25 protein-coding genes and 2 tRNA genes are annotated in these 26485 nt (G+C 71.0%); 22 read left to right on the top strand and 5 right to left on the bottom strand.

Annotated elements, in window-relative coordinates:
* Positions 1–47: 47 nt before the first annotated feature.
* Both ACGF3J_RS19495 and ACGF3J_RS19490 read left to right on the top strand, forming a co-directional pair.
* The gene (locus ACGF3J_RS19495; RefSeq protein WP_161332387.1) at positions 48–497 is read left to right on the top strand and encodes a hypothetical protein; all 450 of its coding nucleotides are present in this window, start codon (positions 48–50) and stop codon (positions 495–497) included.
* A gap of 163 nt (positions 498–660) precedes the next feature.
* Positions 661–840, top strand: coding sequence for a hypothetical protein (locus ACGF3J_RS19490; RefSeq protein ID WP_122617228.1), 180 nt, complete (start codon positions 661–663; stop codon positions 838–840).
* Between the two features lie 88 nt (positions 841–928).
* Here ACGF3J_RS19490 and ACGF3J_RS19485 read toward each other — a convergent pair whose 3' ends face one another.
* The gene (locus tag ACGF3J_RS19485) at positions 929–1489 is read right to left on the bottom strand and encodes a CGNR zinc finger domain-containing protein (protein ID WP_161332386.1); all 561 of its coding nucleotides are present in this window, start codon (positions 1487–1489) and stop codon (positions 929–931) included.
* 277 nt (positions 1490–1766) lie between these two features.
* Positions 1767–2180 (bottom strand): SsgA family sporulation/cell division regulator, encoded by a 414-nt coding sequence (locus ACGF3J_RS19480; RefSeq protein WP_004002642.1) that lies wholly within the window; start codon positions 2178–2180, stop codon positions 1767–1769.
* A gap of 191 nt (positions 2181–2371) precedes the next feature.
* On the opposite strand from ACGF3J_RS19480, the gene ACGF3J_RS19475 reads away from it, so the two are divergent.
* The 9 genes from ACGF3J_RS19475 (at position 2372) to ACGF3J_RS19435 (ending at position 10710) form a co-directional block, all read left to right on the top strand.
* Positions 2372–2824: a TIGR02611 family protein gene (locus tag ACGF3J_RS19475; protein ID WP_161332385.1), complete on the top strand. Its 453-nt coding sequence runs from the start codon at positions 2372–2374 to the stop codon at positions 2822–2824.
* Positions 2825–2903: 79 nt separating this feature from the next.
* Positions 2904–2975 (top strand) — tRNA-Val (locus ACGF3J_RS19470).
* 469 nt (positions 2976–3444) lie between these two features.
* Positions 3445–4746, top strand: a complete 1302-nt coding sequence (locus ACGF3J_RS19465; RefSeq protein ID WP_161332384.1) for an ABC transporter substrate-binding protein — start codon at positions 3445–3447, stop codon at positions 4744–4746.
* Positions 4747–4775: 29 nt separating this feature from the next.
* Positions 4776–5747, top strand: coding sequence for a carbohydrate ABC transporter permease (locus ACGF3J_RS19460; protein ID WP_202559033.1), 972 nt, complete (start codon positions 4776–4778; stop codon positions 5745–5747).
* Positions 5744–6634 carry a carbohydrate ABC transporter permease gene (locus ACGF3J_RS19455; RefSeq protein ID WP_161332382.1) on the top strand — a complete coding sequence of 297 codons (891 nt, stop codon included), beginning with the start codon at positions 5744–5746 and terminating at the stop codon, positions 6632–6634. The genes ACGF3J_RS19460 and ACGF3J_RS19455 overlap by 4 nt, the downstream gene beginning before the upstream one ends.
* Positions 6635–6645: 11 nt before the next feature.
* Positions 6646–7257: a hypothetical protein gene (locus tag ACGF3J_RS19450; RefSeq protein ID WP_161332381.1), complete on the top strand. Its 612-nt coding sequence runs from the start codon at positions 6646–6648 to the stop codon at positions 7255–7257.
* 120 nt (positions 7258–7377) lie between these two features.
* Positions 7378–10101, top strand: coding sequence for a Tat pathway signal sequence domain protein (locus ACGF3J_RS19445; protein ID WP_161332380.1), 2724 nt, complete (start codon positions 7378–7380; stop codon positions 10099–10101).
* Between the two features lie 39 nt (positions 10102–10140).
* Entirely contained in the window at positions 10141–10599 is a 459-nt protein-coding gene (locus ACGF3J_RS19440; RefSeq protein ID WP_161332379.1) for an SRPBCC family protein, read from the top strand.
* Positions 10600–10638: 39 nt separating this feature from the next.
* Positions 10639–10710: transfer RNA gene (locus ACGF3J_RS19435), tRNA-Val, on the top strand.
* Positions 10711–10778: 68 nt separating this feature from the next.
* Here ACGF3J_RS19435 and ACGF3J_RS19430 read toward each other — a convergent pair.
* On the bottom strand, positions 10779–11504 hold the full coding sequence (locus ACGF3J_RS19430) for a 3'-5' exonuclease (RefSeq protein WP_122617219.1): 726 nt from the start codon (positions 11502–11504) through the stop codon (positions 10779–10781).
* Positions 11505–11675: 171 nt separating this feature from the next.
* Between ACGF3J_RS19430 and ACGF3J_RS19425 the strand changes: the two genes are divergently transcribed.
* The 4 genes from ACGF3J_RS19425 (at position 11676) to ACGF3J_RS19410 (ending at position 16225) form a co-directional block, all read left to right on the top strand.
* Positions 11676–12242, top strand: a complete 567-nt coding sequence (locus ACGF3J_RS19425) for a DUF4365 domain-containing protein (protein ID WP_393854407.1) — start codon at positions 11676–11678, stop codon at positions 12240–12242.
* Positions 12239–13513, top strand: coding sequence for a hypothetical protein (locus ACGF3J_RS19420; protein ID WP_393854406.1), 1275 nt, complete (start codon positions 12239–12241; stop codon positions 13511–13513). The genes ACGF3J_RS19425 and ACGF3J_RS19420 overlap by 4 nt, the downstream gene beginning before the upstream one ends.
* Before the next feature lie 110 nt (positions 13514–13623).
* On the top strand, positions 13624–15600 hold the full coding sequence (gene thrS, locus ACGF3J_RS19415; RefSeq protein ID WP_122617216.1) for a threonine--tRNA ligase: 1977 nt from the start codon (positions 13624–13626) through the stop codon (positions 15598–15600).
* A gap of 76 nt (positions 15601–15676) precedes the next feature.
* Positions 15677–16225, top strand: coding sequence for an HIT domain-containing protein (locus ACGF3J_RS19410; RefSeq protein WP_161329086.1), 549 nt, complete (start codon positions 15677–15679; stop codon positions 16223–16225).
* A gap of 22 nt (positions 16226–16247) precedes the next feature.
* On the opposite strand, the gene ACGF3J_RS19405 is transcribed toward ACGF3J_RS19410, so the two are convergent.
* Entirely contained in the window at positions 16248–17909 is a 1662-nt protein-coding gene (locus ACGF3J_RS19405; protein ID WP_161329085.1) for a hypothetical protein, read from the bottom strand.
* A 222-nt stretch (positions 17910–18131) separates the two neighbouring features.
* Complete coding sequence (locus ACGF3J_RS19400) at positions 18132–20333, bottom strand: elongation factor G-like protein EF-G2 (protein ID WP_161329084.1); 2202 nt, start codon at positions 20331–20333, stop codon at positions 18132–18134.
* A 262-nt stretch (positions 20334–20595) separates the two neighbouring features.
* On the opposite strand from ACGF3J_RS19400, the gene pgsA reads away from it, so the two are divergent.
* From pgsA to ACGF3J_RS19365, 7 genes are all read left to right on the top strand, one after another.
* Positions 20596–21264 (top strand): phosphatidylinositol phosphate synthase, encoded by a 669-nt coding sequence (pgsA, locus tag ACGF3J_RS19395; protein ID WP_161329083.1) that lies wholly within the window; start codon positions 20596–20598, stop codon positions 21262–21264.
* On the top strand, positions 21261–22193 hold the full coding sequence (locus ACGF3J_RS19390; protein ID WP_161329082.1) for a phosphatidylinositol mannoside acyltransferase: 933 nt from the start codon (positions 21261–21263) through the stop codon (positions 22191–22193). The genes pgsA and ACGF3J_RS19390 overlap by 4 nt, the downstream gene beginning before the upstream one ends.
* Positions 22190–23353: a glycosyltransferase family 4 protein gene (locus ACGF3J_RS19385; RefSeq protein ID WP_161329081.1), complete on the top strand. Its 1164-nt coding sequence runs from the start codon at positions 22190–22192 to the stop codon at positions 23351–23353. The genes ACGF3J_RS19390 and ACGF3J_RS19385 overlap by 4 nt, the downstream gene beginning before the upstream one ends.
* 31 nt (positions 23354–23384) lie before the next feature.
* Positions 23385–23927: a hypothetical protein gene (locus ACGF3J_RS19380; RefSeq protein WP_125490920.1), complete on the top strand. Its 543-nt coding sequence runs from the start codon at positions 23385–23387 to the stop codon at positions 23925–23927.
* 136 nt (positions 23928–24063) lie between these two features.
* A complete protein-coding gene (gene pdxS / locus ACGF3J_RS19375) occupies positions 24064–24975 on the top strand; it encodes a pyridoxal 5'-phosphate synthase lyase subunit PdxS (RefSeq protein WP_087810331.1) in 912 nt (303 codons plus the stop codon).
* Between the two features lie 13 nt (positions 24976–24988).
* Positions 24989–25597 carry a pyridoxal 5'-phosphate synthase glutaminase subunit PdxT gene (pdxT, locus tag ACGF3J_RS19370; RefSeq protein WP_161329080.1) on the top strand — a complete coding sequence of 203 codons (609 nt, stop codon included), beginning with the start codon at positions 24989–24991 and terminating at the stop codon, positions 25595–25597.
* A gap of 79 nt (positions 25598–25676) precedes the next feature.
* Positions 25677–26429, top strand: coding sequence for a YebC/PmpR family DNA-binding transcriptional regulator (locus ACGF3J_RS19365; protein ID WP_161329079.1), 753 nt, complete (start codon positions 25677–25679; stop codon positions 26427–26429).
* Positions 26430–26485: the final 56 nt, after the last annotated feature.

The raw sequence follows: 26485 nt of genomic DNA, 5'->3' as shown, positions 1-26485 counted from the left end.
AGGGACGAAGTACTCATGCCCGACCTGGCCCAGCTCTGGAGGACCGGATGATTGCCGAGACCGTCTGCTCCGCGGTGTCCGCGGCGGGCCTGGGCATCGCGGCGGTCACCGCGTACCGCAGGCGTTTCCTCACCGCCGTCCGTGTCGCCGCCTACGCGCTGGTTCCGATCGGCCTGGTGATGACCGGGGTCGTGGAGTGGCTGGCCGACACCGCTTTCAGCCCGGTGGCCTGGGCCGGATTCGGAGTCCTGGGCGTGGCCTGGGTGCTCTTCGTGATCACGCGCACGGTCGAGCGCCGCCGCGGCGGCACCCGCAAGGAGCGCAAGCAGGCCAGGGCGGCGGCACAGCGCGACGCGGTGGCGCCGGGCGCCTCCGCACCCTCGCTGGGCGCCGGTGCGAGCCCGGCCGCCAAGCCCGCGCCCAAGCCGGCGAACGCGTCCCGTGGTGAGGACGACTTCAGCGACATCGAGGCCATCCTCAAGAAGCACGGCATATGACCTCCGTCGTCCCGGGCTGAAACGACACAGCGGTCCGAGGCCGACAGCGCGTGCTCCGTAACGATCACGATCCGACCGGAGATTGCGACATTCAACGAACTCCCGGTCGTTACGGGCGTGTTGATCGCGAGGGTCCGCTCCGCTGCGTCATCATCGCCGCGAGATGCCGGACACCACTCAGCTGGATCCCCAGCTGGACACGAGACAGAGCGAAACCGCGCGGACACGGAGTGAACCACGCGGCTGCCTCTTCGCCCTTTCCCAGCCACCGCTCATGATCTTCCTAGCGGTGATCGGGTGTCTGCTGCTCATGGCTGCGTTGCACGATCTGCTGTTGCTGTGAGCCGTACCCGCGCTCCCCGGCGCCACCCGCCGGGGGCCGCGACACACCCCCGGGCGTGCCCTCGCAACCGCCCGTCCGCGCCGACGGCTCAGCCCGCGGCCTCCTTGCGCCGGGCCCGGTAGGCCGCCACGTGCAGACGGTTTCCGCACGTCCGGCTGTCGCAGTACCGCCGCGACCGGTTGCGGGAGAGATCCACGAAGGCGCGCCGGCAGTCGGGGGCCTCGCAGCGCCGCAGCCGCTCCTGCTCCCCGGCGACCACGAAGAAGGCCAGGGCCATCCCGCAGTCGGCGGCCAGGTGGTCCGCTACGGAGGCGCCGGGCGCGAAGTAGTGGATGTGCCAGTCGTAGCCGTCGTGGTCGGTGAGACGGGGCGTGGTGCCGGCGGCCGCGACCAGGTCGTTGATCAGTCCGGCGGCGGCCCGGGCGTCGGGAGCCGCGAAGACCGCGGCGAACCTCCCGCGGATCTTGAGGACGGCCGAGAGGTCCAGTTCCGAGAGCATGCCGACGTCGCTGATCTCGTGCGTTCCCACGAATTCCTGGAGGGCGGCGACGTCCGGCAGACCGTCCGGAGCGGTGTCGTCCTCCGGTACGGAGTTCACCAGATCGACCACGGTGTCGAGCGCGCACCGGGTGTCGTGGGTGATCAGCACACTTAGCTCCCTGGCCTGGGGTCGGGCGGGCGCCCGCCGATGCTGGCCGATGGTAGTGCCATCCGCGGCGGGCGGACCGGCCGCGATCGCCACCCCGGCCGCCGGCTGCCCCTACAACGCGGCCGGACCGGGCTTCGTTCCCCGGCGGGGACGCGCGTCGGCGCCGTCACCGCGGAGAACCGCGGCGACGACGCCGTGTGTGCCGTATGCGGTTGTCCCGGCCCGTGCCGTCACCCCGAGTCGACGGCGACGGGCGGCTTCACTCGGAGCCCCCTCCCTAGCTTTCCGCCAGGATGTGCGAGAGCTCCTGATCGAGATCGAAGTGCCGGTGCTCCGTGCCGGGGGGCACGGCGGCGTCTGTGCGCTTCAGGAAGGACTCCAGGGCCCTCGCGGGGGCCTCGAGCAGTGCCTCGCCCTCCGGAGAGCTGAGGGCGATGCACACGACGCCCTGGCCGTGACTGCGGGACGGCCAGACACGGACGTCGCCGGTCCCGGTGGGACGGTGGAGACCTTCGGCGAGGAGGTCGCGGGCGAACACCCACTCGACGGTTTCCTCGGCTCCGGTGTGGAAGGTGGCGTGCACGGCGTAGGGGTCGGCCGTGTCGTACCGCAGGCCTGCGGGGACAGGCAGGGAGGACTCGCTCGACACAACGAGGCGCAGGTGCAGCTCGCAGCTGACCGTGGTGTTCATAAGCGCCAGGGCCTTTCGCTCAGTGTGCGCTCGGGGATTCGCACGTCGGCGAAATCGACATGCCACCTACGGTGCCGTTGTAAACCCCTCTGAGTGTTTTGCGTGTGTTTACGTAACTCTTCTGGCCGAGTGATCGTTCGAGTCCTGCGCCCATTCCGGTGACAGGTTTCGCTCGGGTAGTGTTTGGCCGTATGAACACGGGGAGTAACAAGCCCGGCGAGGCGGCCGTGGCGGAAGACCGTACGGGGACGGACGAAGCCACGGGCGAGCGCGCGCTCGGCTCGCGGGCACCGGATTTCGTCAAGGCGCGCCGCGCCCTGCACCTGAGCTGGCAGGTCGGCGTGTTCATCGTCGGCCTGGCCGTGGTGGTGGCCGGCATCATCATGCTGCCGTTGCCCGGACCGGGCTGGGTCGTCATCTTCGGCGGCATGGCGATCTGGGCGACCGAGTTCGTCTGGGCCCAGCTGGTGCTGCGCTGGACCAAGCGCAAGGTCACCGAGGCGGCGCAGCGCGCCCTCGACCCCAGGGTGCGCCGCAGGAACATCATCCTGACCTCGATCGGGGTGGTGATCTTCGCCGTGCTCGCCGGGATCTACCTGTGGAAGTTCGGCCTCGTGATGCCCTGGAAGATCAAGGACCAGTGACCGCCCGCGACGGGTGCGGCGTCCCGGTACCGGCTGGTCACGAGCGCCTCTGACATGGGGTAATGTTCTTCCTGCGTCCGGGCGATTAGCTCAGTGGGAGAGCGCTTCGTTCACACCGAAGAGGTCACTGGTTCGAACCCAGTATCGCCCACCGGATCATCAGGCGGCCCGGCTCACGATGGTGAGCCGGGCCGTTCTGTCATGTCCGTCGTCCGGTGCGTACGTCGGCTTCCGCAGCCGGTGCGTACGTGTGCGTCACCTGGTGCGCGCGTGTCCGCCCCGGGCGGGGCGGCGACGGGTGTGCCGGTCGCTCCCGGTGTCCGCCCGAGCGCTCGCGCGACGGTTCCGCTTCCGTGTCCCGTCATCCAACCGTGACCTTCCGTGCCCCGCGTGCCGGCGGACTTCCCGGTGTTCGGCCCGTCGGTCGCGCGGCGCCCACCTGGCTGTTCTCCGGCGCTTCCGCCGCCGCCCGCGAAATGACGCCTCCGGCTCGTCGCGCCGGGCGCCCGCAAATTCCTGTCCGAATCGTTGACGCGCTTACGGGCCCTCCGTACCTTGTGCCAGCAAGCGCTTACTTGAAACGATTCATGGGGCGAAGGCCGCGTCGCGGGGAGGCTCGTATGCAGCAGGGCGGGATTGCGCGGAGGCAGGTCGGGAGGCGCACGGTCCTCAAGGCGGCGGGGGCTTCCCTCGCCGTCACGGGGCTGGGGGCCACGGCCACCGCGTGCGGCGGCGGGAGCGGTTCGGGAGACGGTTCGGTGACGATCCGTTACTCCTGGTGGGGTGCCGAGGACCGGGCCGAGCGCATCAACAAGACCATCGCGCTCTTCGAGAAGAAGTACCCCAAGATCAAGGTCAAGACGGACTTTCAGCCGTACACCGACTTCTGGAAGAAGTTCAACACGCAGGCTTCCGGGGGGAATCCGCCGGACGTCTTCCAGAATGCCGTCGGATTTCTTCGCAAATACGACGCGAAGAATGTCCTGCTCGATCTCGGAGGGCAGGTCGAGGCCGGAAACCTCTCCATGGACGGATTCCGCGCGGGCCTGGAGAAGTTCGGCGAGATCGACGGCAAACTCCTGGGCGTGCCCGTCGGTTCGAACTCCATGGCCCTGGTCGTCGACAAGCCCGTCTACACCCGGGCCGGCGTCAAGCCCGAACAGGGCTGGACGTGGGACGACTTCGACGAGGCGATGACGAGGGTACGGGACCGCACGGGCCGCGCCGGCGACAGCGGCATGTACGGAGTCATGTACCTCTACGACCTGTACCTGCGGCAGAACGGCAAGGCCTTCTTCACCGAGGACGGACTCGGCTTCACCGAGGCCGATCTGACCGCCTGGTGGACCAAGGCGGACAAGGCCGTGCGGTCCGGCCTCTTCGCCGACCCCAAGAAGGTCGCCCAGATCAAGCCCAAGTCGGCGCTCTCCGCCGAACTGGCCGGCTCCGAGTTCACCTGGGACAACTTCACCGTCCGCTACACGTCGGAGGGCAAGAGCGAGTACGGACTCGCGCCGATCCCCACCACGGACGGCAAGAGGACCGGCCAGTACCTCGGCTCGCTGATGCTCAGCGCCTACAAGCGCACCCAGCACCCCAAGGAGGTCGCCCAGTTCATCGACTTCATGGTCCACGACCCAGAGGTCGCCAAGATCATGGGCTATGACCGCGGTGTTCCCACGACCCAGGCGCAGTACGACGCCTACCGGCCGACCGACCCGGTGAACAAGGCCATCGCCGCCTACGAGGAGTCGCTGGTCGAGGCGGGCGTGCTGGAGCCGATCACCCCGCACCCGAACGGCGCGGACATCTGCGAGGCCGCCTTCCTGCGCATCGCCGAGGAGATGGCGCTCGGTTCGCGATCCGTCGGGGACGCCGTCGGGCAGTTCTTCGCCGAGTCGAAGACGGCCCTCGCCGGCTGAGGGGAAGCACCGTGACACACGCCCCCGCGATGGCGGGCCCGGCCCGGGACTCCCGGCTGCGGCCCGCCCCGCAGAAGCCCGCGCGCTCCGCCGCGCAGAAACGGCGGGGCCGCCGGGAGAACCTGGCCGGCTACCTCTTCATGTCCCCTTGGATCGCCGGATTCCTGCTGCTGACGGCGGGACCGATGGCGGCCTCGCTCTACTTCGCGTTCACCGACTACAACCTGTTCGACGCGCCCAGGTGGATCGGCCTGGACAACTTCTCCGAGATGTTCGGCGACCCCCGCTGGCGCCACTCGGTGCGGATCACCCTGTGGTACGTCGTCGTCGGAACGCCGATCAAGCTGCTCGCGGCGCTCGGCGTTGCGCTGCTGCTGGCGCAGAAGCGGCGCGGGCAGGCCTTCTACCGGGCCGCTTTCTACGCGCCCTCGCTGATCGGCGCGAGCGTCTCCATCGCCATCGTGTGGAAGGCGATCTTCTCGGACGACGCGGTCGTCGACCGCACCCAGCAGTTCTTCGGGATCGGGGCCGGGGGCTGGACCGGCGACCCGGAGCTGATCATCTACAGCCTGGTGGCGCTCACCGTCTGGCAGTTCGGCGCCCCCATGGTCATCTTCCTGGCCGGCCTCAAGCAGGTGCCGCGCGAGCTGTACGAGGCGGCCGACGTCGACGGTGCGGGCAGGCTGCGCCAGTTCTGGAACATCACCCTGCCGATGATTTCCCCGGTGCTCTTCTTCAACGTGCTGCTGGAGACGATCCACTCGTTCCAGATCTTCAGCTCCGCCTACATCGTCGGCGGCGGCGCCGGGGGCAACGCCTGCGGTCCCGCGGACGGCACGATGGTCTACACCTGCTACCTGTACGTCCAGGGCTTCGAGAACAGCCGCATGGGCCTGGCCTCCGCCATGGCGTGGATGCTGCTGGTCGCGGTCGCCCTGGTCACCGCGGTGCTGTTCTGGTCCCAGAAGCGCTGGGTGCACTACGAGGAGGGCGGCCGATGAGCGCGCAGGCCACGGACGTCACGCCGGCCACCGCCACCAAGGGAGCCGTGCGGCGCCGGCTGCCGGGTTCGCTCGCCTGGCACCTCGGGTCGCTGGCGATCCTCGCGGTGATCCTCTACCCGGTGCTCTGGGTCGTCGGCGGCTCCTTCAAGGAGAGCGGCGACATCGTCGGCAGCCTGGACCTCTTCCCGGGCGACCCGATCGTCTCCAACTACACGAGCCTCGCCGACGGCATCGCGGACATCTCGATCTCCACCTTCTTCCTCAACTCGCTGTTTCTGGCCGTCGGTTCCGTGATCGGGATCGTGGTGTCCTGCTCGCTCACGGCATACGCCTTCGCGAGGATCAGGTTCGCCGGGCGCAGTCTGCTGTTCACACTGATGATCGGCACGCTGCTGCTGCCGTACCACGTGCTGCTGATCCCGCAGTACGTACTCTTCCGCAACCTGGACATGATCAACACGTACACCCCGCTGCTGCTGGGGAAGTACCTGGCCACCGAGGCGTTCTTCGTCTTCCTGATGGTCCAGTTCATGCGCAACCTGCCCAGGGAACTGGACGAGGCGGCCCGGCTCGACGGCTGCGGGCACTTCCGCATCTACTGGTCGATCGTGCTCCCGCTGTGCCGGCCGGCCCTGATCACCAGCGCGATCTTCACCTTCATCAACTCCTGGAACGACTTCATGGGCCCGCTGATCTACCTCAACGAGCCCGGCAAGTACACCGTTTCGCTCGGTCTGAAGATGTTCGTGGACCAGGAAGGGCTGGCGAACTACGGCGGCATGATCGCCATGTCCCTCGTCGCGCTGCTGCCCGTGCTCGCCTTCTTCCTGGCCTTCCAGCGCTATCTGATCGACGGCATGGCGACGTCCGGCCTGAAGGGCTGAGGGGAGCGATCATGACCCAGGCGCGTGCGAAGGCCCGTACGGAGCGGGCGGGGGAGCGGGGCGAGTCGCGGTTCGCCGAGGGCTTCGCCCTGTTCGCCGAGTGCCTGCTCACCGGTGTGTGGATCGCGGTGGCCGCGCTGCCGCTGGTCACCTACCCCGCCGCGTTCGCGGCCGGCGCGCGCCACCTCGGACGCCGGCTCGCCCACGAACGCGGCGGACTGCGGGAGTTCGCGGCCGACTTCCGGGCCGCGGCGCGCCGCGGGTGGCTCGTCGGGGTCGGCGGATGGGCCGCCCTGGCGGTGGTGTGGGTGGACGTGCGGGCCGTCCGGGACGGACTGCCGGGCGGCGCCTTCGTGGGTGCCGTCGGGGTGCTGGCCCTCATCGGCGCATCCGTCGCGGGGCTGCGCGCGGCGGCGGCCTGGCACCCGGGTGCCTCCTGGCGTTCGCTGCTCGCCGGTGCCGCCCGGCGTACCGTGCTCGACCCCGCCGGTTCCTTCCTCCTCGTCGGCGGACTGGCCCTCGTGGTCTGCGCCGCCTGGTTCAGCGCACCGCTGGCGGTCGCCGTCCTGGGCGCGGTGGCGGCGGCCGCCGTCGCCGTGGAGGAGCGCCACCGGCGCCGTTGACGGGCCCGTTCCGACCGGCGTTCCCAGCCCGCGGCTCCCTCTCTGCCTGTCATGCCCCTGCCAGTCCTGTCCTGCCCCAAGAGCCCTGCCCCAAGAGCCCTGTCACGAGAAAGGAAGGCCATGTCCCGCATCCCCCGCAGGTCCCTCCTCAAGGCGGCCGCAGTCGCCGGCGCCGCCGCCCAGTTCAGCTGGGCGCTGGGCACGAAGAACGCGCAGGCCGCGGTGGCCGACGACAGCCCCGTCACCCTGACCTGGCTGGAGGACGGCGGCCTCGGCGCCGCACCCGGCTCCACCGTCGGCGTCCCCTGGCCCAGGGGCACCTTCCGGGCGGACCAGTCCTTCGCGGTCACGGACGCCGACGGCAAGGACGTACCGGTCCAGTCCTGGCCGCTCGCCCAGTGGCCGGACGGCTCCCTGAAGTGGACCGCGCACGCCGTCGGTTCGGGCACCGGCAGGCTCACCCTGGCCGCCGGTACGCCCGCCGCGCCCACCCGGAGGATCACCGTCGACCGGCGCGGCTCCACCATCGACATATCGACCGGCGTCATCACCGCGAGGATCGGCACCTCGGGATCGACCATCGTCAAGTCGGTCGTCCGAGGCTCCACCGAGATTGCCAGGAACGGCCGCCTCGTCGTGCTGCGCCGGCCCGAGATCGAGGACGACGAGCAGGGCACGGTCAGGTCCGAACGCTTCGACGGCGCGATCCACGAGGTGAAGGTCGAACAGGACGGCCCCGTTCGCGCCGTGGTCCGTGTCGACGGCGAGCACCGCAAGGGGGGCCGCGGCCTGCTGCCCTTCTCCGTGCGCCTCTACTTCTACGCGGGCGCCGACTCCTTCCGCATGGTGCACACCATCACGTTCGACGGGAAGCAGGAGCCCGGGAAGGCGAACGGCGACTTCGTCCGGGGCCTCGGCGTCCGCTTCACCGTCCCGATGCGCGACGAGTCCTACGACCGCCACATCCGCCTCGGCGGTGAGGGCACCGGCCTGCTGCGCGAGGCCGTCAAGGGCATCACCGGACTGCGCCGCGACCCCGGGGCGGCCGTACAGGCGGCCCAGTTCGCCGGTGAGAAGCTGCCCGACCCCGCCACCTGGGACCAGCGCGTCACCACCCGGCTCCAGTACATCCCCGAGTGGGGCGACCACACCCTCGCCCAGCTGTCCGCCGACGGCTTCACCGTCCGCAAGCGCACCAAGAAGGGCCACGGCTGGATCGGCGCCGGCGGCGGACGGCGCGCCTCCGGCTTCGGCTACGTCGGCGGCGTGAGCGGCGGCCTCTCCTTCGGCCTGCGCGACTTCTGGGAGAAGCACCCCGCCCAGCTCGACATCCGCGACGCCCGGACCGACGCGGCCGAGGTCACCCTCTGGCTCTGGTCACCCGAGGCCCAGCCCATGGACCTGCGCTTCTACCACGACGGCATGGGCCAGGACAGCCACGCCGAACAGCTCGAAGGGCTCAACATCACCTACGAGGACTACGAACCCGGCTTCGGCACCCCCTACGGCATCGCCCGCACCAGCGAGCTGATGTTCTGGGCCAACGCCGCCACCCCGAGTGCGGAGACGCTCGCCGGACAGGTCCGGGCCGTGCGGACACCGCCGCAGCTCGCCGCCCCGCCCGCACAGCTCATCAGGTCCGGGGTCTTCGGTCCCGGCCTCTACTCCGAACCCGACCGTTCCACGCCCGCCAAGGCCAGGATCGAGGACCACCTCGACTTCCTCTTCACCTACTACAAGGACCAGGTGGAGCAGCGGCGCTGGTACGGCTTCTGGGACCACGGCGACGTCATGCACTCCTACGACACCGCCCGCCACCAGTGGCGCTACGACGTGGGCGGCTACGCCTGGGACAACTCCGAACTCTCCCCGGACCTGTGGCTCTGGTACGCCTACCTGCGCTCCGGCCGGGCCGACATCTTCCGCTTCGCCGAGGCCATGACCCGCCACACCGGCGAGGTCGACGTCTACCACCTGGGCGAATGGGCCGGCCTCGGCACCCGGCACGGCGTCCAGCACTACGCCGACAGCGCCAAGCAGCAGCGCATCGCCAACACCACCTACCGCCGCTTCTACTACTTCCTCACCGCCGACGAACGCGTCGGCGACCTCATGCACGCGAACGTCGACTCCGACGAGACCTTCCTCGCCCTCGACCCGCTGCGAAAGATCCGCACCGAGCCGTACACACCCGACCGGCACGCCCTGTCGATCGGCTTCGGCACCGACTGGAGCGGCCTGGTGTCGGCCTGGCTGACCGAGTGGGAACGCCGGGGACCCAAGTGGGAGAAGGCCCGCGACCGCGTCCTGTCCACCATGGAGACCATCGCCGCCCAGCCCAACGGCTTCGTCCAGGGCAGCGGCCTGTACGACCTGGACACCGGGAGGTTCGCCGTCGCCGACACGCCGAAGGTCGAGGTCTCCCATCTGTCGGCCGTCTTCGGACTGAACGAACTGTGCGCCGAGCTGATCGACCTCGTCGACATGCCCGCGTTCCACGAGGCGTACTACGACTACTGCCGCTACTTCAACGCCTCCAAGGCCGAACAAGCGGCCCGGTACGGCAAGGACTTCGGCAGCCTGATTCTCTTCCAGGGCCACTCGCGCCTCGACGCCTACGCGGCCGTGCGGACCGGCGACGAGAAGCTCGCCACGCGCGCGTGGGCCAAGTTCTACGACTCAGACGGCTACAAGGAGTCGGCGCCCTGGACGACGGAGAGGCTGACCGGCCCCGTCACCCTGGTAGCGGGCAGCGAGGCGAGCTGGGTGTCGACCAACGACACCGCCCTCTACGGCCTCGCCGCCATCGAGCACCTGGCGCTCCTCGGCGACAGGATGCCCTAGACGGCACGTGACGCGGACGGGTACGGGCACACTCCACAGGTGGACTGGAACCAGTACCGATTCCGCAGCCTGTGGGCCCTGCCCGCGCCCGCCCCGGACGTCTACCGCGCGCTGGAGCGGATCGAGGACTACCCCCGCTGGTGGCCGCAGGTGCGTGAGGTCACCCGGCTCGACGACACCAGCGGACTCCTCCGCTTCCGCTCCCTGCTGCCGTACGACCTCACCGCGACCCTGTACGAGGGGCATCGCGACCCGGCGGCCGGGGTCCTGGAGGTCGCGATGCGCGGCGACATGGAGGGGTGGGCGCGCTGGACGGTCACCCCACGCGGCTCCGGCACCCTCGCCCGCTACGACCAGGAGGTCGAAGTGCACAAGCCGCTGCTGCGCCGGTTCGCCGTGCCGGGGCGGCCCCTGTTCCGGGCCAACCACCGGCTGATGATGCGGGCGGGGCGGCGCGGCCTCGCCGCGTACCTGGAAGGCGGTCGGCAAGCGGTTTGATGGAAGCGCGCCGGGCCCTGTATTGTTCGGTGCGTTCCCGGGCGATTAGCTCAGTGGGAGAGCGCTTCGTTCACACCGAAGAGGTCACTGGTTCGAACCCAGTATCGCCCACCCGGGAAGAGCCGGTCCGTCACACGACGGACCGGCTTCTTCGTATGCCCACCCGTGCGCGTCCGGCCTCACGCCGCCGCGGGCAGGTCGGGCCGCAGTGGCCAGGCCGGGTCCACCGGCTCCTCGGTGCCGTTGAGCGCGAACCATGCCTGCAGTCCCCGCGCCTGCCCCGCGTGCCACACCGCCTGGAGCGTGTGCAGTTCGGCGGGGGACAGGCGCTCCAGCCGGCCCGGGAAGCGCCGCCCCACCGCCCGCACCACCTCCAGCGAGGCCTGCGCGTCGGCTGCCGCGTCGTGCGCCTCCGCCAGCTCGACGCCGTAGTGCGCGCACAGGTCGGTCAGGGTGCGGCGGCCCTTGCGGTACCGGTCCAGGTGCTTGTCGAGCACTCGCGGGTCCAGCACGTGCAGCGACGTCCGCTCCAGCCAGCGGCCCAGGGACGAGGCGCGGTGGCGGCGCAACTCGCGGTCCAGCAGCGTGAGATCGAACGGCGCGTTCATCACCACCAGCGGACGCCCGGCGCGGGCCTGCTCGGCCAGCGCCTCCGCCATCTCGTACATCACCGGCGCCGGCCAGCGGCCGTGGCGCTGCAGATGCTCGTCGGTCAGCCCGTGCACCGCCGTCGCCGACTCCGGCACCGGCACTCCCGGGTTCACCAGCCACCGGGTGACGCGCGGCCGGAGCCCGGGCGCGTCCTGGACGACGAGCGCCGCCGACACTATCCGGTCGGTCTCGACGTCCACGCCCGTCGTCTCCGTGTCGAAGGCGGCCAGCGGCCCCTCGAACCAGCTCGCCATAGGGCACTCAACTCCTCGTCCACACACACCGGCTGACGCGCCGTCCTCTGTCCCGGTTCGGTGATACCCGGGCTGTTTGCGACGTACGCCGGAAGGACACAACAGGATTACGGGTCCTCGCAGTTCAGCGACCCGCGACTCGGACACACCAGTTCTGGAAGGCTGTTGGTCATGGCCATCGCGCAGCCCGAACGGGGCGGGCTGCTGCCGGAGCGCACCGCGCCCACCCGCGGCTCCCTCGCCACCACCGCCTGCATGGAGACCCTGCAGGTCGGCTACCTCCACGCGGTCGCCGCCGCCGCGGGCTGCTCGCTCTCCCAGCCCTTCCCGGACAACGGCATCGACTGGCACGTCAGCCACAGCGCCCCCGGGCACACGGTCGACGACGAGGTCACCATCAAGGTGCAGCTCAAGGCGACGTACCAGATCCCGCCGCAGCCGCCCGGCCGCTTCTTCTCGTTCACGCTCGACAACGCCCACCTGGCGAAGCTCGCCCGCACCCCGGTCTCCGTGCACAAGATCCTGGTCGTGATGATCGTCCCCCGGTCCAGGGAGCAGTGGCTGCGGGCCGGCCACGACCGGCTCGACCTCAGGCACTGCTGCTACTGGACCAACCTCGCCGGACACCCGGTCACCGGCCGGCGGCGCACCACCGTGCGGATACCGACCGCGCGGGTCTTCGACGACCGGGCGCTGTGCGAGATCATGACGCGGGTCGGTACGGGAGGGAAACCATGACGCACCGCCCGACCGGCGAACCCCTGCGCGCCGTACGGCCGCACCCCGCCGGCGACGACACCGACTGGGACGACGGCCGCCCGCCCGAGTCGGCCGCCGTCGACCCGGCCGTCCTGACCGCGCTGCTCCACCGGCACGGCTGGCAGCGGCGCGGCGGCGCCCCCGGCCGCTACGGCCGCTGGACGCCACCCGGCCCGGCCGCCGGCGCCACCAGCCTGCTGGTGCCCGTCAGCCGCGCCTTCCCCGACAGCGAGGACCTGCTCGGCGAGGCGCTGCTCGCCCTGTCCCGCAGCTCCACCCCCGCCGCCCGCGAGATCCTCGTCTCACTCGCCGTCCCCAGCGACGAGATCCGCTGGGCACGCGACGTGCCGGCCGGACCCGGCGACACCGCCTCCTGGACCGCCGAGGAACAGCTGCGCGCCGCCGCCCGCCGGATGCTGCTCGCCGGAGCGCTCGCCACACGCGCGCGTGCGGGCTACTTCGGCGCCCGGCACCGGCGCACCGCCGCCACCGCCCTGGAGAACGTCCTGGTCGGCACGGCCCCCGGCGGTCGCCGACTGACGGCGTTCGTGCCCGTCACCACCGGCCGCCCGCTCGCCTTAACCCTCCACCAGGCCCTGTACGCCGCGCGTGAGGCCGTCGACTACCGGCGGGCCACCGGCGGCATGGAAGCCTTCGACGCCGCCGTCGCGGCCGGCGTCAGCCACGAGCTGACCGAGGCGCTGGTCGCCCTGGTCCGTGGCACCCAGGGAGCCGGGATCGCCGTCGACTGGGCGCCGGCCGCGGGCGTCCCCGAGGGCTGCGGCGCCCTCGCCGAACCCGTCGAGTTCTCGCCCGGCGACCTGCCCGCCCTGCGCGAGGCCGCCGCCCGATATCTGCGCGCGGAGCCCTCCGTGCCGGTGCGGATCACCGGCACCGTCGTCCGCATGCGCCGTTCCGGACCGCGCGGCACGGGCACCGTACGGCTGCGGGTGCTGGCCGGTGCCGAGGTGCCGCACGTGCGGATCACGCTGGACGAGGAGGCCTACCGGATCGCGGGCCACGCCCACCTCGTCGGACTGCCGGTACGGGTGCTCGGCCGGCTGGAGAGCCGGGGCGGCTTCCGCCGGCTCACCGGGGCCTGCGAGATCGCCCCGGTGCAGGTCGACGACGCGGAGCGGGACCGGCTGCTCAAGGCGGTCCAGGAGCACGTGGAGGTGGCGGCCTTCTTCGAGGAGACGTGCGGCGGTGACGGTGACGGCGAGAGCGCCGAGGACGACGACGCGGGGTGAGGGCCGCCGCCGGGAATGATTTCGCGGTGCACGGGTCCGGGTCGGTACGATCGCCCTCATGCGTGCGCTCCGGTATGGCGCCGCGGCCCCACTTCAGTCAGGAGAGACCGGTGTCAGACGTCCGTGTGATCATCCAACGCGATTCCGAGCGGGAAGAACGCGTGGTGACGACGGGCACTACGGCCGCCGAGCTCTTCGCCGGCGAGCGCTCGATCGTCGCGGCGCGGGTGGCCGGTGAGCTCAAGGACCTCGCCTACGAGGTCGGTGACGGCGAGACCGTCGAGGGCGTCGAGATCTCCTCCGAGGACGGCCTGAACATCCTGCGCCACTCCGCCGCGCACGTCATGGCGCAGGCCGTGCAGGAGCTGTTCCCCGAGGCCAAGCTGGGCATCGGCCCGCCGGTCAAGGACGGCTTCTACTACGACTTCGACGTGGAGAAGCCCTTCCACCCCGATGACCTCAAGGCCATCGAGAAGAAGATGCAGGAGATCCAGAAGCGCGGGCAGCGGTTCTCGCGCCGCGTGGTGAGCGACGACGAGGCCCGCGAGGAGCTCGCCGACGAGCCGTACAAGCTGGAGCTGATCGGCCTCAAGGGCTCCGCGTCGCACGACGACGGCGCGGACGTCGAGGTCGGCGCCGGCGAGCTGACGATCTACGACAACCTGGACGCCAAGACCGGCGAGCTGTGCTGGAAGGACCTCTGCCGAGGCCCCCACCTGCCCACCACCCGCAACATCCCGGCGTTCAAGCTGATGCGCAACGCCGCCGCCTACTGGCGCGGCAGCGAGAAGAACCCGATGCTCCAGCGCATCTACGGCACCGCCTGGCCGACCAAGGACGAGCTGAAGGCGCACCTGGAGTTCCTCGCCGAGGCCGAGAAGCGCGACCACCGCAAGCTCGGCAGCGAGCTCGACCTCTTCTCCATCCCGGAGCAGATCGGCTCCGGCCTCGCCGTCTTCCACCCCAAGGGCGGCATCATCCGCCGGGTCATGGAGGACTACTCGCGCCGCCGCCACGAGGAAGAGGGCTACGAGTTCGTCTACACCCCCCACGCCACCAAGGGGAAGCTCTTCGAGACCTCGGGCCACCTGGACTGGTACGCCGACGGCATGTACCCGCCCATGCAGCTCGACGAGGGCGTGGACTACTACCTCAAGCCCATGAACTGCCCGATGCACAACCTGATCTTCGACGCGCGCGGGCGCTCCTACCGTGAGCTGCCGCTGCGCCTGTTCGAGTTCGGCACCGTGTACCGGTACGAGAAGTCGGGCGTCGTGCACGGCCTGACCCGGGCCCGCGGCTTCACCCAGGACGACGCGCACATCTACTGCACGCGTGAGCAGATGTCGGAGGAGCTCGACAAGACGCTCACCTTCGTGCTCGGCCTGCTGCGCGACTACGGCCTGACCGACTTCTACCTGGAGCTGTCCACCAAGGACCCGGAGAAGTTCGTCGGCTCCGACGAGGCGTGGGAAGAGGCCACCGAGACGCTGCGCCAGGTCGCCGAGAAGCAGGGGCTGCCCCTGGTCCCGGACCCGGGTGGCGCCGCCTTCTACGGCCCGAAGATCTCCGTCCAGACCAAGGACGCCATCGGCCGCACCTGGCAGATGTCGACCATCCAGCTCGACTTCAACCTGCCGGAGCGCTTCGACCTGGAGTACACGGCCGCGGACGGCACCAAGACCCGCCCGGTCATGATCCACCGCGCGCTGTTCGGCTCGATCGAGCGGTTCTTCGCGGTGCTCCTGGAGCACTACGCGGGTGCCTTCCCGGCCTGGCTCGCCCCGGTCCAGGCGGTCGGCATCCCGATCGGCGACGCGCACGTCGAGCACCTGGAGAAGTTCGCCGCGGCGGCCCGCAGGCAGGGCCTGCGCGTCGAGGTCGACACCTCCTCCGACCGGATGCAGAAGAAGATCCGCAACGCCCAGAAGCAGAAGGTGCCCTTCATGGTCATCGCGGGCGACGAGGACATGGCGAACGACGCGGTCTCCTTCCGCTACCGCGACGGCTCGCAGGAGAACGGCATCCCCGTCGACGAGGCCATCGCGAAGATCGCGAAGGTGGTCGAGGAGCGGGTGCAGGTCTGATCGCGGGCTTGCGGGGCCCCCGGGATCTCCCGGGGGCCTTTCCCTGTCGCCGTACCCGACGCCATATGCTGCACGCATGACGAGTGAGCCGGAGCAGCAGCTGGGAGTGGGGACGCAGGACGCGTTCCAGCGCCTGTGGACGCCCCACCGGATGGCCTACATCCAGGGCGAGAACAAGCCGAGCGGCCCGGGCGCCGGCGACGGCTGCCCCTTCTGCTCGATCCCGGCCAAATCCGACGAGGACGGGCTGGTCGTCCGCCGCGGTGAGCACGTGTACGCGGTGCTCAACCTGTACCCGTACAACGGCGGCCACCTGATGACCGTGCCCTACCGCCACGTCGCCGACTACACCGACCTGACCGATGTGGAGACCGCGGAACTCGCCGAGCTGACCAAGCAGGCCATGACCGCGCTGCGCACCGCGTCCGGCGCGCACGGCTTCAACATCGGCATGAACCAGGGCACGGTGGCCGGCGCGGGCATCGCCGCCCACCTCCACCAGCACATCGTGCCCCGCTGGGGCGGCGACACCAACTTCATGCCGGTGGTGGGCCACACGAAGGTGCTGCCGCAGCTTCTGGGCGACACCCGCAAGATGCTGGCGGAGGCCTGGCCCAACGCCTAGGTGTGTGACCCGCCCACGGGACCTACGCGTTGTAGAGGTCGGCCTTCCCGGGAGTCGCGTCCTGCACGGCCGTGCTCAGGAACGCCGACCGCATGCCGAACTTCTCGGTGTCCACGCCGTTCTCCTCCAGCACCTTGATCGACGCCGCGTGCACCACCCGCAGCACCGGCGCCGCCGCGCGCAGCGCGTCGTCCGCCATGAAGCGGTGCCGCCACGGCTGGTCCGCCCACGCGTGCCGGAGCCCGAACGGCTCCGGCAGCCCGATCGTGCCGCCGAGCCAGTTCAGCAGCGGCGGATACCAGGTCAGCGGTGCGCGGACGGCGAGGCGGACCACCTCGCCCGCGGTGACCAGCGGGAGCATCACCTTGCGCGTCTCCCACGGCTTGAACGACTTGGCAACCTCCTTGGAGGGCGCCTCGGGCTTGGCGGTGAACAGCGGGTTCACCGGACCGAGCGCATGGCCGGTGACCTCGATGCGCAGCGTCTCGTGCAGCACGGTCACCGTGATCAGCATGGTGATGACCAACTGGCCGTCCCACAGCGTCCACTGCACTCCCAGGTAGTGCCGGTCACCGGCACCGAACTGCTGCTTGTTGCAGATCTCCTGGATCGCGTGCGTCTTGACCTGGTACGCCTCGACGTCCGTGCCCTCCGGGCGGGACACCGCCTTCGCGTTCTCCCCGATCGGCGTGACCACCCAGTGCCGTATGGACGGCTTGGTGAAACCGCCGGTGTTCAGCGGACCGCGTTCCAGCATGCGCAGCTGGTCGTGGATGGACTTCACGACGTCCCAGCTGCGGAAGGGGTGGATCTCGCGCGCCGGGTCGGCCGGTGCCAGGTCCTCGGCGAGGTGCCAGCCGCCCCAGCGCGTGCCCATGCCGAGTATGCCCTTGGGCCCGGCGTAGAACACGGAGTTGGACTGCTGCTCGGCACCGAGCTTGGCCAGGGACTGGCGCAGTTGCTCGGCAGAGGTCTCGTTCGGGTTGCTGGGGACCGCCTCGGGCACCTTGGCGCCGACGCCGCTGCCCGACAGGAGCCCGTCCCAGCGCTCGCGGAGGTCCCTCGCGGTGCCCTCGCAGATCCGCTTGGCCCAGAACCAGCCCACGACCGGCAGGACGACCGCCGCGCGGGCGTACCAGGCCCAGAAGCCGGTGAAGGGCATCTTCACGAGGAAGAGCACGGCCAGCGCGGCGATCGCGAGCAGCACCGCGGTGCCCAGCGCACCGGCCTGCTTGTTCTCCGACTTGGCGACGGTGGTGCGGATCTGGAAGCCCAGCAGCCAGATCAGCATCCCGGGCAGGAACAGCACGCCGCACAGCAGGATGACCACGGAGAGCCGGGCGTCGCGTGCCCTGCGGATGCCGTTGGCCGCCAGGCAGTGCTCGACGACCACCTGCGGCTCCGCCCCGAAGGACTGGATGAGCGGCTTGCGGCCACTGCCCAGCATGCGGTCGGCCACCGCGCGGGAGAAGGCCTCGCCGAGGTTGGGGCGGAAGATCGTGGCCCAGGAGCGGCCCGCGTTGAGGGTCGTCTGGTGCCACTCGTTGTCGGCCTTCTTGATGTCCGCCAGCTCGCTGTCCCGGTAGGCGGCCGACGCCAGCGCGAAGGTGGCCGTCTGGCCACCGTCGTCCGTGCGCGGCACCTGCGGCCCGAAGAAGTCCGCGTAACCGCCGTCAACGGCCATTCCCGCCCCCGATCGCCACCACTGTCGCTCCTGCGGCCTTCCCGACTTCCCTGCCCCGCACACCTGTTGATCTGGTCATCAGCGTATCCGCAGCCGGCGGTGCGCGTCACCGGACGCCGGAAGGCGCCCCCACGCGCGCGGGTCGAGCCGCCCGGCGCGCCGTCGCGCGCGGGGCGGAGTGCCGCCGGCGCGGGCGTTCCCGCGCCGGACGGCCGGGCGCCGCTACGACGCCGCGCGCACCTCCTCGGGCAGCCGGTCGGCGACCTGCTGCGGCATCGGTTCGTGGCGCGCGTAACGGCGGTCGAAGCGCGCGGTGCCGTGCGAGAGGGAGCGCAGGTCGACCGCGTAGCGGCCGATCTCGATCTCGGGCACCTCGGCCCGGATCAGGGTCCGGCCCCCGCTCGTCTGCTCGGTGCCGAGCACCTTGCCGCGCCGCCCCGACAGGTCGCTCATCACCGCGCCCACGTAGTCGTCGCCGACCAGGACGCCCACCTCGGCCACCGGCTCCAGCAGATGGATCCTGGCCTGCGCGGCGGCCTCCCGCAGCGCCAGGGCGCCGGCCGTCTGGAAGGCGGCGTCGGAGGAGTCCACCGAGTGCGCCTTGCCGTCCAGCAGCGTGACCCGCACGTCGATCAGCGGATGGCCCGCCGCGACGCCCTTGGCGGCCTGCGCGCGCACGCCCTTCTCGACGGACGGGATGAACTGCCGGGGCACGGCGCCGCCGACCACCTTGTCCACGAACTCGACGCCCGAGCCGTTCGGCAGCGGCTCCACCTCGATCTCGCAGATGGCGTACTGCCCGTGCCCGCCGGACTGCTTCACGTGCCGCCCGCGCCCGCCCGCACGGTCCCCGAACGTCTCCCGCAGGGACACCCGGTGCGGTACGACGTCGACCTGGACGCCGTAGCGGCTGCGCAGCCGCTCCAGGGCCACGTCGGCGTGCGCCTCGCCCAGGCACCACAGGACGACCTGGTGCGTGTCCTGGTTGTGTTCCAGGCGCATCGTCGGGTCCTCGGCGACCAGCCGCGCGAGCCCCTGGGACAGCTTGTCCTCGTCGGGCTTGCTGTGCGCCTGGATGGCGAGCGGCAGCAGCGGATCGGGCATCTCCCAGGGGGCCATCAGCAGCGGGTCCTCCTTGGCGGAGAGCGTGTCCCCGGTCTCCGCGCGGCTCAGCTTGGCCACGCACGCCAGGTCGCCCGCGATCACGTGCGAGACCGGCCGCTGCTGCTTGCCGAACGGCGTCGACAGGGCGCCGATCCGCTCGTCGACGTCGTGGTCCTCGTGGCCGCGGTCGGCCAGCCCGTGCCCGGAGACGTGCACCGTCTGGTCGGCGCGCAGGGTGCCGGAGAACACCCGGACCATCGAGATCCGGCCGACGTACGGGTCGGACGACGTCTTGACGACCTCCGCGACCAGCGACTCCCCGGGATCGCACATCCGCAGCTCGCGCCCGGCGCCCTCGGGCGTGGTCACCCGGGGTGCCTCCCGCTCCAGCGGCGTGGGAAAGCCACGGGTGATCAGCTCCAGCAGCTCGACCGTGCCCAGTCCCTGCCGGGCGCCCTCCGCCGCGGGAGCCGCGGCCAGCACCGGGAAGAACACGCCCCGCGCGACGGCCCGCTCCAGGTCCTCGATGAGCGTCTTGACGTCGACCTGCTCACCGCCGAGATAGCGCTCCATGAGGGTCTCGTCCTCACTCTCCGAGATGATCCCCTCGATCAGCATGGAGCGGGCCTCGTCGATCACGGGCAGCTCCGCCTCGCCCGGCTCGGACTCCTCGCGTTCGCCCGACGCGTAGTCGAACAGTTTCCGCGACAGCAGGCCGATGAGCCCGGTGACGGGCGCGTGCCCGTCGGGCGCCGGCGTTCCCCGCAGCGGCAGGTACAGCGGCAGCACCGCGTCCGGATCGTCCCCGCCGAAGGCCTCCGCGCAGATCCGCGTCATCTCCTCGAAGTCCGCGCGGGCGGCCTCCAGATGCGTGATCACGATGGCGCGCGGCATGCCGACGGCGGCGCACTCCTCCCACACCATGCGGGTCGAGCCGTCCACCCCGTCGGAGGCCGAGACGACGAAGAGGGCCGCGTCCGCCGCGCGCAGACCGGCCCTCAGCTCACCGACGAAGTCGGCGTACCCGGGAGTGTCCAGGAGGTTGATCTTGATGCCGTCCCATTCGACCGGCACCAGGGAGAGCTGTACGGAGCGCTGCTGCCGGTGCTCCATCTCGTCGTAGTCCGAGACGCAGCCGCCGTCCTCGACGCGGCCCGCCCGGTTCACCGCTCCCGCGGTCAGCGCGAGAGCCTCCACCAAAGTCGTCTTGCCCGATCCGGAGTGGCCGACCAGCACCACATTCCGTACGGATGCGGGATGGTCGGCCGCCGTTGCCCTTCCGGCGGCTCCGGGATGGGTGTGGTGTGCCTTGTCGCCCATGTCCTGCCTCCCGTGCACGGTGAGGTCCCTGTGGGCGCGGACACGCGGGACCGCGTGCACTGGCGGCTCCGGCGACGCCCGCGGTCCTTCGAGCTTTCCACTCCCTTCACGCCGCGTCCATACGAAGGACCCGATCCCACCGCCCGCCGGTCTCCGGGGCGGGGGGTCCGGGTGCCCGGCCCACGCCCACGCGCGCGCGTGACTACGATGGGCCAGCCGGTGGCCAGCAGGGGCCGCGGCCACACCGACCGTCGGGAAGGCCATGCTGAACAAGTACGCGCGTGCATTCTTCACGCGTGTCCTCACACCGTTCGCCGCGTTTCTCATCCGCCGGGGCGTCAGCCCGGACACGGTCACGCTCCTGGGCACCGCCGGTGTGGTCGCGGGTGCGCTGGTCTTCTACCCCATGGGTGAGTTCTTCTGGGGAACGGTGGTGATCACCCTCTTCGTCTTCTCGGACCTCGTCGACGGCAACATGGCCCGCCAGCTCGGCCGCTCCAGCCGCTGGGGCGCGTTCCTGGACTCCACCCTGGACCGGGTCGCCGACGGCGCGATCTTCGGCGGGTTCGCCCTCTGGTACGCGGGCGGCGGCGACGACATCATCCTGTGCGCGGTGTCGATCTTCTGCCTCGCCAGCGGCCAGGTGGTGTCGTACACCAAGGCGCGCGGCGAGTCGATCGGCCTGCCGGTCGCCGTCAACGGCCTGGTCGAGCGCGCCGAGAGGCTGGTCGTCTCCCTGGTCGCGGCCGGATTCGCGGGCCTCCACAAGTTCGGCGTCCCCGGCATCCAGTACCTCCTGCCGATCGCCCTGTGGATCGTCGCCGTCGGCAGCCTCGTCACGCTCGTCCAGCGGGTCGTCACGGTCCGCCGGGAGGCCGCCGAGGCCGACGCCGCCGCGCAGGAGAGCCAGGGCACCGAGGCGGCCAAGTGAGCGCTCGCGACCGGCTGACCGACGCCCTGTACGGAGCCGGCTGGAGCACCGTGAAGAAGCTGCCCGAACCGGCCGCCGTACGGCTCGGGCGCACCGTCGCGGACCTGGCCTGGAAGCAGCGCGGAGCGGGCGTGCGGCGCCTGGAGAGCAACTACGCGCGTGTGGTGCCGGGCGCGAGCCCGGAACGCCTCGCCGCCCTCTCGCGCGCGGGCATGCGTTCGTACCTGCGCTACTGGATGGAGTCCTTCCGGCTCCCGGCGTGGAGCCGCGAACGGATCGAGACCGGCTTCACCCCCGAGGACCTGCACCACCTCACCGACGGCATGGACGCCGGGAAGGGCGTGATCCTCGCCCTGCCGCACCTGGCCAACTGGGACCTCGCGGGCGCCTGGGTCACCACGAAACTGGGCATCCCCTTCACCACGGTCGCCGAACGCCTCAAGCCCGAGACCCTGTACGACCGCTTCGTCGCCTACCGCGAGTCCCTCGGCATGGAGGTGCTCCCGCACAGCGGCGGCACGGCGTTCGGCACCCTGGCCAGGCGGCTGCGCGACGGCGGCCTGGTCTGCCTGGTCGCCGACCGCGACCTGTCCGCCTCGGGCGTGGAGGTCGACTACTTCGGCGAGACGGCCCGCATGCCGGCCGGGCCCGCCCTGCTCGCCCAGCAGACCGGCGCGCGGCTGCTGCCGGTGACGCTCTGGTACGACGACTCACCGATCATGCGCGGCCGGGTGCACCCGCCGGTCGCGGTCCCGGAGTCAGGCACCCGGGCCGAGAAGACGTCTGTCATGACACAGGCGCTGGCCGACGCCTTCGCCACGGGGATCGCCGACCACCCGGAGGACTGGCACATGCTCCAGCGCTTGTGGCTGAAGGACCTCGACCCCGCCAAGGCACCCGCGGCGGCCGACGGACAGGGCGCCTCGTGAGGATCGGCATCGTCTGCCCGTACTCCTGGGACGTGCCCGGCGGCGTCCAGTTCCACATCCGGGACCTCGCCGAGTACTTCGTCCGCCTGGGCCACGAGGTGTCCGTCCTCGCCCCCGCGGACGACGACACGCCCCTGCCCCCGTACGTCGTCTCCGCCGGGCGCGCCGTGCCGGTGCCGTACAACGGCTCGGTGGCCCGGCTGAACTTCGGTTTCCTCTCGGCCGCCCGGGTGCGGCGCTGGCTGCACGACGGCGCCTTCGACGTCATCCACATCCACGAGCCGACCTCGCCCTCGCTGGGCCTGCTCACCTGCTGGGCGGCGCAGGGCCCGATCGTGGCCACCTTCCACACGTCCAACCCGCGCTCCCGCGCGATGATCGCCGCGTACTCGATCCTCCAGGCCGCCCTGGAGAAGATCAGCGCCCGGATCGCGGTGAGCGAGTACGCCCGCCGCACCCTCGTCGAGCACCTCGGCGGGGACGCGGTCGTCATCCCCAACGGCGTCGACGTCGACTTCTTCGCCGGCGCCGAGCCCAAGTCCGAGTGGCAGGGGGAGACGATCGGCTTCATGGGGCGCATCGACGAACCCCGCAAGGGGCTGCCGGTGCTGATGCGGGCCCTGCCGAAGATCCTCGCCGCCCGTCCGCAGACCCGGCTGCTGGTCGCCGGGCGCGGAGACGAGGAGGAGGCCGTGGAGAGCCTGCCGAAGGAGCTGCGCTCCCGGGTGGAGTTCCTCGGCATGGTCAGCGACGAGGACAAGGCCCGCTTCCTGCGCAGCGTCGACCTGTACGTGGCGCCCAACACCGGCGGCGAGAGCTTCGGCATCATCCTCGTCGAGGCCATGTCGGCCGGCGCCCCCGTCCTCGCCTCCGACCTCGACGCCTTCGCCCAGGTCCTCGACCGGGGCGCCGCGGGCGAGCTGTTCCCCAACGAGGACGCCGACGCGCTGGCCGACGCCGCGCTGCGGCTGCTCGCCGACCCGGAGCGCCGCGCCGCGCTGCGGGAGCGGGGCAGCGCCCACGTACGGCGCTTCGACTGGTCCACGGTCGGCGCGGACATCCTCTCCGTCTACGAGACGGTGACGGCGGGCGCCGCGGCGGTGGCGGCGGACGACCGGGCGACCGGGCTCAGGGCACGCTTCGGGCTGGCCCGGGACTGACCGGCCGGCCCCACCGATAGGGTTGCGGCCCGTGACCGCAACCCTGATCTGGATCCTGGTCGTCCTCGTCGCCGTCGGCCTGTATCTCAGCTGGACGGCGGGACGGCTCGACCGGCTGCACGCCCGGATCGACGCCGCCCGCGCCGCCCTCGACGCGCAACTGCTGCGCAGAGCCTCCGTCGCCCAGGAACTCGCCACCTCGGGCGTGCTCGACCCGGCCGCCTCCATGGTGCTGTACGAGGCCACGCACGCCGCCCGGCAGGCCGAGGAGGAGCTGCGGGAGGTGGCCGAGAGCGAGCTGAGCCAGGCCCTGCGGGCCGTCTTCGCCGATCCGCCGCAGGTCGACGCGTTGCGCGAGGCACCCGGGGGAGAGGAGGCGGCCCACGAGCTGGCCGAGGCCGTACGGCGGGTACCGATGGCGCGGCGTTTCCACAACGACGCGGTGGGCGCGGCCCGCCGGCTGCGTGAGCACCGCAAGGTCCGCTGGTTCCGCCTCGCGGGCCACGCCCCCTTCCCGCTCGCCTTCGAGATGGACGACGAGCCGCCGGCGGCCCTGGTGGACCGGGCCGCCTGAAGCGGCGCCGCTCACCCCGCCTGCGCCGCCGCCCGCGCCAAAACGATCCACCGGCTTCCCATTGGCCCTTGCTGTGGCCTGGTCCCCTCGCGTTTCCTCGTTGCTGCACAAACCCCCTTCCCTCAGCGAGGTACCCGTGTCCAGCACGCTCTCCGAAAACCAGGCCCCCGAGACCGGCACCGCGCGCGTGAAGCGCGGCATGGCCGAGCAGCTCAAGGGCGGCGTGATCATGGACGTCGTCACGCCGGAGCAGGCGAAGATCGCCGAGGACGCGGGCGCCGTCGCGGTCATGGCCCTGGAGCGGGTCCCGGCCGACATCCGCAAGGACGGCGGCGTGGCCCGGATGTCCGACCCGGACATGATCGAGGGCATCATCGGCGCGGTCTCCATCCCCGTGATGGCGAAGTCCCGCATCGGCCACTTCGTCGAGGCCCAGGTCCTGCAGTCCCTCGGCGTCGACTACATCGACGAGTCCGAGGTCCTCACCCCGGCCGACGAGGTCAACCACAGCGACAAGTTCGCCTTCACCACCCCGTTCGTCTGCGGCGCCACCAACCTCGGTGAGGCCCTGCGCCGCATCGCCGAGGGTGCCGCGATGATCCGCTCCAAGGGCGAGGCCGGCACCGGCAACGTCGTCGAGGCCGTCCGCCACCTGCGCCAGATCAAGAACGAGATCGCCCGCCTGCGCGGCTACGACAACAACGAGCTGTACGCCGCCGCCAAGGACCTGCGCGCCCCCTACGAGCTGGTCAAGGAGGTCTCCGAGCTGGGCCGCCTCCCCGTGGTGCTCTTCTCCGCGGGCGGCGTCGCCACCCCGGCCGACGCCGCGCTGATGCGCCAGCTCGGCGCCGAGGGCGTCTTCGTCGGCTCCGGCATCTTCAAGTCCGGCGACCCGGCCAAGCGCGCCGCCGCCATCGTGAAGGCGACCACCTTCTACGACGACCCGAAGATCATCGCGGACGCGTCCCGCAACCTCGGCGAGGCCATGGTCGGCATCAACTGCGACACCCTCCCCGAGACCGAGCGCTACGCCAACCGCGGCTGGTAAGGCACCCGATCACATGAACGACACCCCCGTCATCGGCGTTCTGGCCCTCCAGGGCGACGTACGGGAGCACCTCGTGGCCCTGGCCGCGGCCGACGCCGTGGCCAGGCCGGTCAGGCGACCCGAGGAGCTCGCCGAGGTGGACGGCCTGGTCATCCCGGGCGGCGAGTCCACCACCATCTCGAAGCTGGCCGTCCTCTTCGGAGTGATGCAGCCCCTCCGCGCGCGCGTGCGGGACGGTCTGCCCGTCTACGGCACCTGCGCAGGCATGATCATGCTGGCCGACAAGATCCTCGACCCGCGCTCCGGGCAGGAGACGGTCGGCGGCATCGACATGATCGTGCGCCGCAACGCCTTCGGCCGCCAGAACGAGTCCTTCGAGGCGGCCGTCGACCTCAAGGGCGTGCCGGGCGACCCCGTGGAGGGCGTCTTCATCCGCGCCCCCTGGGTCGAGTCCGTCGGCGCCACGGCCGAGGTGCTCGCCGAGCACGAGGGCCACATCGTCGCCGTCCGCCAGGGCAACGCGCTGGCGACGTCCTTCCACCCGGAGCTGACCGGCGACCACCGTGTGCACCGCCTCTTCGCCGACATGGTGCGCGCGAACGGGGAGGCGGAGTCCTTGTAGGATTCCCCGGGTATCTCCCAGGGGCCTCGAGCGCTGGGGGAGTTCGTACAAAGACGGGTTACGCGAAGGAGACAGGCAGATGTCCGGCCACTCTAAATGGGCTACGACGAAGCACAAGAAGGCCGTGATCGACGCCAAGCGCGGCAAGCTCTTCGCGAAGCTCATCAAGAACATCGAGGTCGCGGCCCGCATGGGCGGCGTCGACATCGAGGGCAACCCGACCCTGTACGACGCCATCCAGAAGGCGAAGAAGCAGTCGGTGCCCAACAAGAACATCGACTCCGCGGTCAAGCGCGGCGGCGGCCTGGAGGCCGGCGGCGCCGACTACGAGACGATCATGTACGAGGGCTACGGGCCGAACGGCGTCGCGGTGCTCATCGAGTGCCTCACCGACAACCGCAACCGCGCCGCCTCCGACGTCCGCGTCGCGATGACCCGCAACGGCGGCTCCATGGCCGACCCGGGCTCCGTGTCGTACCTGTTCAACCGCAAGGGCGTCGTGATCGTCCCCAAGGGCGAGCTGGCTGAGGACGACGTCCTCGCCGCCGTCCTGGAGGCGGGCGCCGAGGAGGTCAACGACCTCGGCGAGTCCTTCGAGGTGCTCAGCGAGGCCACCGACCTGGTCGCGGTCCGCACCGCCCTCCAGGAGGCCGGCATCGACTACGAGTCCGCCGACGCCAACTTCGTCCCCACCATGCAGGTGGAGCTGGACGAGGAAGGCGCCCGGAAGATCTTCCGGCTCATCGACGCCCTGGAGGACAGCGACGACGTGCAGAACGTCTTCGCCAACTTCGACGTCAGCGACGAGGTCATGGAGAAGGTCGACGCGTAGCGCGCCCCAGCTCAGCGGGCCGGCGGGGACACACCCCGTCGGCCCGTCGCTTTGTC

Origin of the sequence: Streptomyces sp. NPDC048171 (assembly GCF_043202655.1) — a bacterium.
GTDB lineage: Bacteria > Actinomycetota > Actinomycetes > Streptomycetales > Streptomycetaceae > Streptomyces.
This window is presented reverse-complemented; position numbering and strand designations above follow the sequence as displayed.